Source organism: Thalassotalea litorea (assembly GCF_043642205.1).
GTDB classification, from domain to species: Bacteria; Pseudomonadota; Gammaproteobacteria; order Enterobacterales; family Alteromonadaceae; genus Thalassotalea_A; species Thalassotalea_A litorea.
This window is the reverse complement of record NZ_JBHZSG010000070.1, coordinates 1-9,072: the sequence shown is the minus strand read 5'-3', so window position 1 is coordinate 9,072 and position 9,072 is coordinate 1. Positions and strand designations below refer to the sequence as shown.

The 9,072-nt window shown below is 42.4% G+C and carries 7 protein-coding genes; 3 read left to right on the top strand and 4 right to left on the bottom strand.

The window, feature by feature from the left end:
- Nucleotides 1–237: 237 nt before the first annotated feature.
- The 4 genes from ACHUFQ_RS16660 to ACHUFQ_RS16645 all read right to left on the bottom strand — a co-directional run bounded on the left by ACHUFQ_RS16660 (nucleotide 238) and on the right by ACHUFQ_RS16645 (nucleotide 5,422).
- Nucleotides 238–1,710 (bottom strand): mannitol dehydrogenase family protein, encoded by a 1,473-nt coding sequence (locus ACHUFQ_RS16660; RefSeq protein WP_394176977.1) that lies wholly within the window; start codon nucleotides 1,708–1,710, stop codon nucleotides 238–240.
- Entirely contained in the window at nucleotides 1,707–3,116 is a 1,410-nt protein-coding gene (uxaC, locus tag ACHUFQ_RS16655) for a glucuronate isomerase (RefSeq protein WP_394176976.1), read from the bottom strand. The genes ACHUFQ_RS16660 and uxaC overlap by 4 nt, the downstream gene beginning before the upstream one ends.
- 11 nt (nucleotides 3,117–3,127) lie before the next feature.
- Entirely contained in the window at nucleotides 3,128–4,288 is a 1,161-nt protein-coding gene (gene uxuA, locus ACHUFQ_RS16650) for a mannonate dehydratase (RefSeq protein ID WP_394176975.1), read from the bottom strand.
- Between the two features lie 438 nt (nucleotides 4,289–4,726).
- Nucleotides 4,727–5,422: a FadR/GntR family transcriptional regulator gene (locus ACHUFQ_RS16645; protein WP_394176974.1), complete on the bottom strand. Its 696-nt coding sequence runs from the start codon at nucleotides 5,420–5,422 to the stop codon at nucleotides 4,727–4,729.
- Between the two features lie 230 nt (nucleotides 5,423–5,652).
- Between ACHUFQ_RS16645 and ACHUFQ_RS16640 the strand changes: the two genes are divergently transcribed.
- The 3 genes from ACHUFQ_RS16640 to ACHUFQ_RS16630 are packed head-to-tail and all read left to right on the top strand — an operon-like array spanning nucleotide 5,653 to nucleotide 8,475.
- Complete coding sequence (locus ACHUFQ_RS16640; protein WP_394176973.1) at nucleotides 5,653–6,654, top strand: TRAP transporter substrate-binding protein; 1,002 nt, start codon at nucleotides 5,653–5,655, stop codon at nucleotides 6,652–6,654.
- A 1-nt stretch (nucleotide 6,655) separates the two neighbouring features.
- Nucleotides 6,656–7,183 (top strand): TRAP transporter small permease, encoded by a 528-nt coding sequence (locus ACHUFQ_RS16635; protein WP_394176972.1) that lies wholly within the window; start codon nucleotides 6,656–6,658, stop codon nucleotides 7,181–7,183.
- Nucleotides 7,184–7,185: 2 nt separating this feature from the next.
- Nucleotides 7,186–8,475: a TRAP transporter large permease gene (locus tag ACHUFQ_RS16630; RefSeq protein ID WP_394176971.1), complete on the top strand. Its 1,290-nt coding sequence runs from the start codon at nucleotides 7,186–7,188 to the stop codon at nucleotides 8,473–8,475.
- Nucleotides 8,476–9,072: the final 597 nt, after the last annotated feature.

The window sequence follows — 9,072 nt, the reverse complement described above, 5'->3', positions numbered from 1 at the left end:
TTTGGCATCGTATGTAGTGATATCAATGGCAGGTATTAAACCCAAACGACACAGTGAAATTAGTAGATTTGGTTTATCCACGGAAGTGGATGTACCAATCTGACGTTTGTTTTCAATCAACAGAGTAAATTAGCCTTTAGCGGAGACTGGATACAGGGGAGAATTTAGAATGGTATAGAAAATCCGGACCGTTTTTAACAGCCCGGACTTCCAATATATTGACGAGACGATGAAAACTTAAGAAGAGACGGGCAATGCTGCGATAACACCATTAGCATTAATCGAGCACATTTTTTCGCATATATTAATTTGAATAAATGAACGCTGTTTAATCGCCAGTGGAAAGAGTCCTTTAATTTCTAACATTTTTGCCAGTTTCGCACTCGTACTTATGGTCGGGTCAGACATTATCGAGGTCAATGGTTCGGCAAGAGGGTCTGAAACCTCATATGAGCTTCCATCTTCACTTTTGCCTTTTAAATAGCACAGCCAGGCCGCGATTACGAAGCACAACGGTTCCGACAAGTGATCTTTAGCTAATAACTCTTCCAGTGGCGCAAATATCCGCTGCGGAAGCTTCTGCGAGCCATCGGTCGCAACTTGTTGAGTTTCATATTGAATTTGTTTATTCGAGAATCTATCAATAATGGTTGCGCCATAGTCATCAAAATCAAAGGTCATTTTATCTTGCAACGACAATTTCATTTCAGCCATCAATGACGTTACGAAGCTGCGTAGTCTTTCATTAGCAACGGCCTCGTGAATATACTTATGGCCGTAGAGTTTCCCCAGATAGGCAAGAGCAGAGTGACTACCATTTAGATAGCGCAATTTCAGATTTTCGTATTGTTCAACGTCGTCAACAAACAATACTCCTGCCAATTCCCAAGGAGGCCTTTCGGTTTTAAATTTGTCTTCGATTACCCACTGCCTGAACGGCTCACTGCTAACGAGTGCATTATCAACGTATTGATAGGTTTTGCTATGTTGCTCGATATCCTGGACCTGCACGGCAGGGACGATTCTATCGACCATGCTGTTGCAAAACGATAAGTTTGTGTCTATCCACTCAGCGAGATCATTACTGACTAACTTAGCAAAGTCTATTAGGGCTTTTTTTGCCAACTGACTGTTATTCGGCAAGTTGTCACAGCTAATGAAGGCAAACCCCGGTAAGCCTTGTTGGTGGCGGTTGACGCATGCTTTAACCACAAAGCCTATCATGGTTTTTGGTGAGTCCAGGTTAGCCAAATCATGGTGAATATCCGGGTGTTGCAGATTTAGGCCAGTGTTGCCCGGTAACAAACAATACCCTTTCTCGGTTATCGTTGTCGTTACCACTTTGATATTCGGGTCACTCAATGCATCAATAACGGCCTGAGGATCTTCTGGTGCCACTAGCACCGTTTGCAAAGCACCGATAATACGTGCACTCTCTATCGCATTGGAGCGCTCAATCGCGGTATACAAGTAATCCTGTTGCTTTAATAAATCACGATTTTTAGCACTGCGTAAACTTACCGCAATGATCTTATAATCCCCAGGACTTTTAGCCATCATATCATCGGTAAATGTCGCTTGATGGGCTTTATGGAAAGCACCGATTCCTATGTGGACAATACCGGCCTTACGTGCTCTAAAATCATAGCTTGGGCGGGATACGTCCGCAGTTATCTTGGATAGCGAATTTTGATTTAGCTGAAGAGTCATGGTTTAAACTTATAAGCCTTATTAACAAGGTGATAGGTAAGATCCGTCGCGACATCAACCGCTTCTTCTTCGCTCATACGATGTTCCGCGACAAGCCGAGCTAAACATCTACTGTCAATTCTTCTAGCAACATCGTGCCTGGCAGGAATCGATAAAAATGCTCTGGTATCATCATTAAATCCAACGGTGTTGTAAAACCCCGCGGTTTCAATGATTTGCTCCTTAAAACGTATCATCCCTTCAGGGCTGTCATGGAACCACCAGGAGGGCCCTGCTTTTACCGCGGGGTAGTGACCTGCCAACGGGGCTATTTCCCGGGAATATGTTGTTTCATCCAAGGTAAATAAAATAATGTTTAGCTCAGGATGATTACCGTATTTGCTTAATAAAGGCTGAAGTGCTTTTACAAATTCAATCGCAACCGGTAAATCGGCACCTTTATCTGCGCCAAATTCGTGATATACCGGTGCATTATGGTTACGAAAGCAACCGTGGTGTAATTGCATCGTTAAGCCATCTTCGATACTCATTGCTGCCATTTCGGTCATCATCTGACCACGGAATAGCTCTGCGTCTTCAGGTGAAAATGCAAAAGATCGAATTTTTTGAAACAGAGATTCTTTCTGCGAACTTGACAGGTCGGCGGTGAATGCCGTTGGATGACTGTGATCGGTTGCGGTAGCACCATGTTCAACGAAATACTCTCGGCGTTTTTTTATCGCCTTGAGATAGTCCTGGAAATGAGAAATTTCCATATCGACGGCACTGGCTAGCGCTTTGAAACTGTCTCTAAATTTTGGGTGTTCGGGATCGGTGAGATTATCTGGTCGGAACGTAGTTATCACTCGCCCTTGCCAATCACTTTGCTGAATTGTTTTATGATGTTTCAGCTTGTCGAGTGGTTGCTCTGTGGTCGCTAGCGTTTCGATATTAAAGCGTTCAAATAGTGCTCTGGGCTTAAACGCGTCCGTAGCTAATTGTTGATTGATCGTATCAAAATAGGTATCCGCAGTGGCACCAGATAAAGGCTGAGAAATGTTGAAGACTTCGGCAAAAACATAATCTAACCACATGCGGCTTGGCGTGCCACGAAACAGATAATAATTATCGGCGAACACTTTCCAGACTTGATGCGATTGCTCGAGGTTTAGCGTTCCTTGACCGACTCCTAATGTTGATAAGCCGATCCCCTGACTATACAACATCCTGAATACATAATGATCAGGTACTATCAGCAATTCTGCAGCATTACTAAAGTTTTGATTGTTAGCAAACCAAGAAGGATCGGTATGCCCGTGTGGACTTACAATCGGTAAATCTTTGATAGCCTGATAAATGGTTCTGGCAATTGCCCGTTGACTGCTGTCGCTGGAAAATAACCGATCAGGATGTAAGTAACTCGACATTAAATGCCACCTTATCTAATGTGTTCTAACGTATGAATCACGCCGCGTAGCTCTGCTAAACCTTTCATTCTACCCTGATAGGAGTAACCTGGTTTAACGTCTTTTGCACCGATTTCATCGGCCATTAAATGTCCATGATCTGGACGCATTGGTATCTGAACACCTGTCGTTTTCTCCGCACTAAGCAGTGCCTGAATTAACCCAACCATGTCGTTATCACCATTTAGGTGTTCTGATTCATAGAATGAACCATCTTGTTCACGAATCACGTTTCTTAGGTGCACAAAATAAATACGTTCCGCAAAAGTGTTCGCCATACATACCAGATCATTATCGCCACGCGCTCCATAGGAACCGGCACATAATGTTAAGCCATTCGCGGGGCTTGGAACAGCATCCAGCAACTGTTGAGCATCTTCCTGAGTTGAAACAACTCGGGGAAGGCCAAATAAAGAAAATGGCGGATCGTCTGGGTGGATACACATTTTTATACCGGCTGATTCAGCCGCAGGTATGATGTCTTTTAAGAAAGTGAATAGATTTTCACGGAGTCCTTCAGTTCCCAAGCGAATAAATTCTTCGATAGCGATTAAAATCGAGGCTCTGCTGTACGAGCCTTCGCCACCGGGCAAACCGGCAATAATATTATCTTCTAATTGCTGAATTTGTTCTGCACTCATGGTATCAAGGCGCTGTTTAGCTTTGGTAACCAACTCGGTGGCATAGCTACGTTCAGCATCTTTTCTTTTCAATACAAATACGTCATAGGCGACGAAATCTGTCATTTCAAATCGCAACGCATAACTGGCATTTTCCAGTTTGTAATTTAAGTTCGTGCGAGTCCAGTCAACAACGGGCATAAAGTTATAACATACGGTATCAATTCCGGCCTTACCCAAATTAATCAACGTTTGTTTGTAATTTTCAATATGTTTCTGATAGTTTCCTGTACGAGTTTTGATGTTGTTATGAACCGGGACACTTTCAACCACACTCCATTCTAGACCTGCTTTTTGGATCTGTGCTTTACGTTTTTTTATGGCATCTAATGGCCATAACTCACCCGTTGGAATTTCATGCATGGCAGTGACAATGCCGGTAGCACCAGCTTGTACAATCATCTCGAGCGAAATTGAGTCACTAGGCCCAAACCAGCGCCACGTTTCTTTCATAATTAATCATCCACTAAAAATTTAATAAAATGGCTTATCGATATATCCAAGTATACATTAACCGATACCAATATTGGTAAGGCCACTTGCCCATTTAACCATAGAGATTAGTCGTTTGGCAAATATTAAGTTGCAATAACAAACCGGATAAGGCCTGATATCTGGTGGTGCTAATAGCAAAGATTGTGAAACCAAAGCTCTGAGTTTTTATGGCCTGAGAGTTAGTCATTTAATTATTATTCGTCCAATACTCACGTTAAATCGAAGGTGAAAATGGTTCTTTATTATAGGATGAGTTTTAAATTGATGGTGGGTTTGACGAATCTTTACAAGAAAACTCAGTCCCGAGGCGTTGATGATAAATTATGTGTTTAGGATTGCCGTCCAATGTTTTTCTAAAAGCGGAAAGGCCACTTTCGAAACAAGTGGCCTGTAGAGTTATTTATTGCTAGCGAAATAGGTCGAGGCTGCTTCGGAGGCACTTTCAATGTGTGACTTCATCGCAATGCGTGCCTTTTCAGGGTTTCGTATTTCTAAGGCTGACACTATGCGTTTATGCTGGTTTATCGATGGGTGAATGCCTTCTTCCCGCAATCTAGCCATAAAGGATTTACTCAAAGCAGACTGATTTCTCAATTCCCATAACCATTTTACGATAGCACTAAGCGCTGAGTTTTGGCTAGCTTCAGCGATCAGCAGGTGAAATTTCATATCGGCTTGTTCACTGGCGTCTGGGCGCTTTTCCTCTTCTTCCATTTCCTTTATGGTGTCGCGTAATTCCTGCAATTGTTCATCGGTAATTCTTGCTGCAGCCAGTGCGCAAGCTTCTGCTTCGACGATATAGCGCGTATCCAGAATCTCAAAAGGGCCAACGCCTTCATCTGATAAAAACAACTCAGGTTTTTGGTCAATAACGTAAATACCAGAGCCAGTTCTGATTTCAATGATGCCTGCGATTTCCAGGGCTATCATTGCTTCTCGAATTGTGGGTCGGCTTACGCCAATTCTTTCGGCAAGAACACGTTCAGATGGTAACTTGTCACCGGTTTTTATATTACCTTCTTTTACCAACTTTGAAATCTGTTCGGCCACCTTAACGTATAACCTTTCAGTTTTTATCGTTTCAAGTTCCACAATGTTTTCCTTTTTGCCGTTATTTATGTGGGATAAGCCATTAAAAACTCATGTTAACAGAGAAATTATGTTAACAATATGATGAACTCAATAAAATAGTTGAAATTTTACTGACGCGCATAATACTATGGTCAAGTGGCAAGACCAATTAAAAGTAACATAATTCCCGTTATATTAGCGATATGTGATAAAGATGATTGGCCATTAAAAAACTAAAATAAGAGGCTGTTATGCTTATACAGAAATGCAAACGCTTAAGTCGGATCTTGGTATTCGTGGCGTTTTTGCCATTTTTATACAGTTGTTCTGACAGCAATGTTGAACACAAAACTATCAGGCTTGCACATGGGCTTGATGTCAATCACCCCGTACATCTGGCCTTGGTGCATTTTCAACAACGACTAGAAGCCTTATCTGAAGGAACGATAAAGGTGACCGTATTTCCTGCCGGTCAATTAGGCTCTGAGCGGGAAATCATCGAGTTGATTCAATTTGGTACCATTGGTATGACGAAAGTATCTGCCAGCTCGCTAGAGGCATTCGTGCCGAATATGAAAGTGTTTGGATTGCCGTATTTGTTTCAGGACCAGCAACACTTTTGGCGGGTGTTGAATGGGCCTATCGGTGAGTCTTTACTTTCAGAGGGGGAACGATTTCGTATCAAGGGGCTTGGATATTTTGATGCTGGAAGTCGTAGTTTTTATGCCACTGAAAAATCCATACAAACGCCGGCCGATTTAGCAGGCCTTAAAATTCGTGTCATGAACAGTCAAAGTGCTGTGAACATGGTAAATACCATGGGCGGTTCCGCAACCCCGGTTTCTTGGGGGGAACTCTACACTGCATTACAACAAGGTGTCGTAGACGGCGCGGAGAACAACCCACCGAGTTTCTATTTTTCAAAACATTATGAGGTCAGCAAATACTACGTTCTTGATGAGCACACCTCTATCCCTGATGTCATCATTATCGGAACGCACTTATGGCAACAGCTTTCAGCACAACAAAAACAATGGGTTGAAGTCGCAATGCAGCAAGCAACCGAATATCAAATAGAGCTATGGCAAAAATCGACCAATGATGCATTGGCGAAAGTCAAAGATTATGGTGTTGAAGTGGTTTATCCTGACAAAACGCCTTTTCGAGACAGTGTCAAAAGCGTATATGAGAAAATCGATGATAAGGACATTCTTCAGCTAATTGCTGACATTAAAGCTGAGGAGAAAAATTAATATGTGGTTTTCTAATACGATGTTAAAGCTAGAGCAACTTTTAAGTCGAGTCGTAGTTACATTGCTGGTGCTGTTGATAATCGATGTGTCCTGGCAAGTTCTGACACGTTTTCTATTTCCTCAACCGAGCTCATTTACAGAAGAGGTTGCTCGTTTTTTATTGATTTGGATAAGTTTATTAGGCGCTGCCGTCGCTTATCGCTTCAAAGATCATTTAGGTTTTGACTTGTTAGTGCAAAAATTACCCAAAAAGCATCATGGAAAAGTTTCCGCGTTTAACGCGATAGTAACGATTCTGTTTGCCGTTTTTGTGTTGCTTATCGGCGGAGGAAATGTGGTCTATGTCGTGTATACCCTAGAGCAGTATTCGTCCGTACTCGGACTAAACATGGCCTATGTTTATCTGGTTATTCCTATCGCTGGCCTTGTTTTTCTGATGTTCGCCATCGATAACCTGATCCGTTTAATGAATGTATCTCACCCACCTGGTGGTTCAGATCCTGTTGATAATCATGGCCAGGGGGCATAATCATGACTGAACTGATTCTTTTTACGCTATTTTGTCTGCTGTTATTGGCAAATCAATCTATCGCCATCGCTATTATTGTCGCGACATTTGCATCTATGATCTTGACCATAGACGTCTTGCCTGCGGCTACAACTGTTGCCCAGCGCCTGGCAGCAGGCGTCGATAGTTTTGCGTTGCTAGCGGTACCATTTTTTATCCTGTCGGGCTACCTGATGGGGAGCGGCGGTATCGCCAGTCGCCTTATCGACTTTGCCATGTCTTTAGTCGGTAAGTTACCCGGCGGTTTGGCGTATGTGAATGTGATCGCCTGTACACTATTTGGTTCGATTTCAGGTTCAGCTGTCGCGTCCACTTCTGCCGTTGGTGGTTTTATGATCCCTGAAATGGAAAAATCAGGTTATACCCGATCGTTCAGCTCCGCTGTCACGGTAACCGCTTCAACCGTAGGAATGTTGATCCCGCCCAGTAATATTTTAATTATTTATTCCCTAGCCAGTGGTGGTGTTTCAATCGCTGCGTTGTTTATCGGTGGCTATTTACCCGGTTTATTAGTGACTTTTTTATTGATGACTGCGGCAGCCATACACTTGAAACGTACCAATCAAATACCTGCTCGTGCTGTGGATATTAAGCCATTTATCACGGCCTTTGTTGGCGCCTTACCGAGCCTGGCTTTGGTGGTATTAGTTATTGGTGGCATTATTGGCGGTTTCTTTACGCCGACGGAAGCCGGCGCCGTTGCGGTAATTTACTCATTTATTTTGGCGTTTTACGTATATCGTCAGTTGTCTGCAAAAGATCTTTATCCGTTGTTTTTACAGGCGGTACGAACGACCTCGATCGTTATGTTATTAATCGCAGCATCATCAGCAATGTCCTGGCTATTGTCTTATCAGTCTATCCCTCAGGCGATTTCTGAATTTATGCTGGCTTTATCTAATAACCCTTTATACATCCTGTTAATTATCAATTTGGTGTTGTTAGTTATTGGAACGTTTATGGACATGACGCCTGCGGTATTGATCTTTACGCCAATATTCTTACCGGTAGCGGAATCTCTGGGTATTTCACCATTGCACTTTGGCATTATGATGATTTTAAATCTGTCTATTGGGTTATGCACGCCACCTGTTGGTAGTGTATTGTTTGTTGGTTGTAGTATCGGCAAAATTAGCATCGCAGAGATTATTAAACCTATATTACCTCTATATGTGGCCATGGTCATTGCGTTAATTTGTGTCACTGCGTTCCCACAAATTAGTGAGTTTTTACCCGGTGTATTTGGCTTATAGAGTGGTATTTAAAATCCCCGATGTTAGCGTTTATAAGTCGTACAAGGACGACTATTTGATGCACTAAAGTTCACCGGAATAACATAACAATGATTGTACTGAATCATTCGATGAGTGATTCGGTACAATAGGTTTATCGATTAAGACGGTTAACTAAAAATTGATGCGCAAATGCTTACGTTTAGATTTGCGCGTTAACTTTCACCGTCAGGTTTGATGCCCTGGTGATGGCCTCTTATGCCCTAGTTATACCTTTGCTTATCAAGTTGGTGAAGGTTATAAAAGGCACTTACTCACTAAATAATCGACAAATTCCTTCTATCTGTATCAACAATACCGTTTAGCGTTTTATGCCTTATTCTTTCCCATGTCTTTTTTATTCCGCACTTGCTTTATTAACAGTAGGTTATGAGCATCGAACCTGGATGGATGTTATTCGAAACTGAATAATGCTGGATGACATACAGGAATCCTGGTTATCGATTGATGTGAGTACGGTGCTTTCTGGTTTACTCGATATCCGTTAAGAATGTTTGCCCCTTAAGTGCTGTTGCAGGTAATTTTACTGTCTTTGATATCACTACATAAGACGCCAGT

Bases quoted from the DNA above. Each gene is read 5' to 3' on its own strand.
- ACHUFQ_RS16635 (WP_394176972.1), top strand. From the start codon at position 6,656: ATGTGGTTTTCTAATACGATGTTAAAGCTAGAGCAACTTTTAAGTCGA.
- ACHUFQ_RS16630 (WP_394176971.1), top strand. From the start codon at position 7,186: ATGACTGAACTGATTCTTTTTACGCTATTTTGTCTGCTGTTATTGGCA.
- uxaC (WP_394176976.1), bottom strand. From the start codon at position 3,116: ATGTCGAGTTACTTACATCCTGATCGGTTATTTTCCAGCGACAGCAGT.
- ACHUFQ_RS16660 (WP_394176977.1), bottom strand. From the start codon at position 1,710: ATGACTCTTCAGCTAAATCAAAATTCGCTATCCAAGATAACTGCGGAC.
- uxuA (WP_394176975.1), bottom strand. From the start codon at position 4,288: ATGAAAGAAACGTGGCGCTGGTTTGGGCCTAGTGACTCAATTTCGCTC.
- ACHUFQ_RS16640 (WP_394176973.1), top strand. From the start codon at position 5,653: ATGCTTATACAGAAATGCAAACGCTTAAGTCGGATCTTGGTATTCGTG.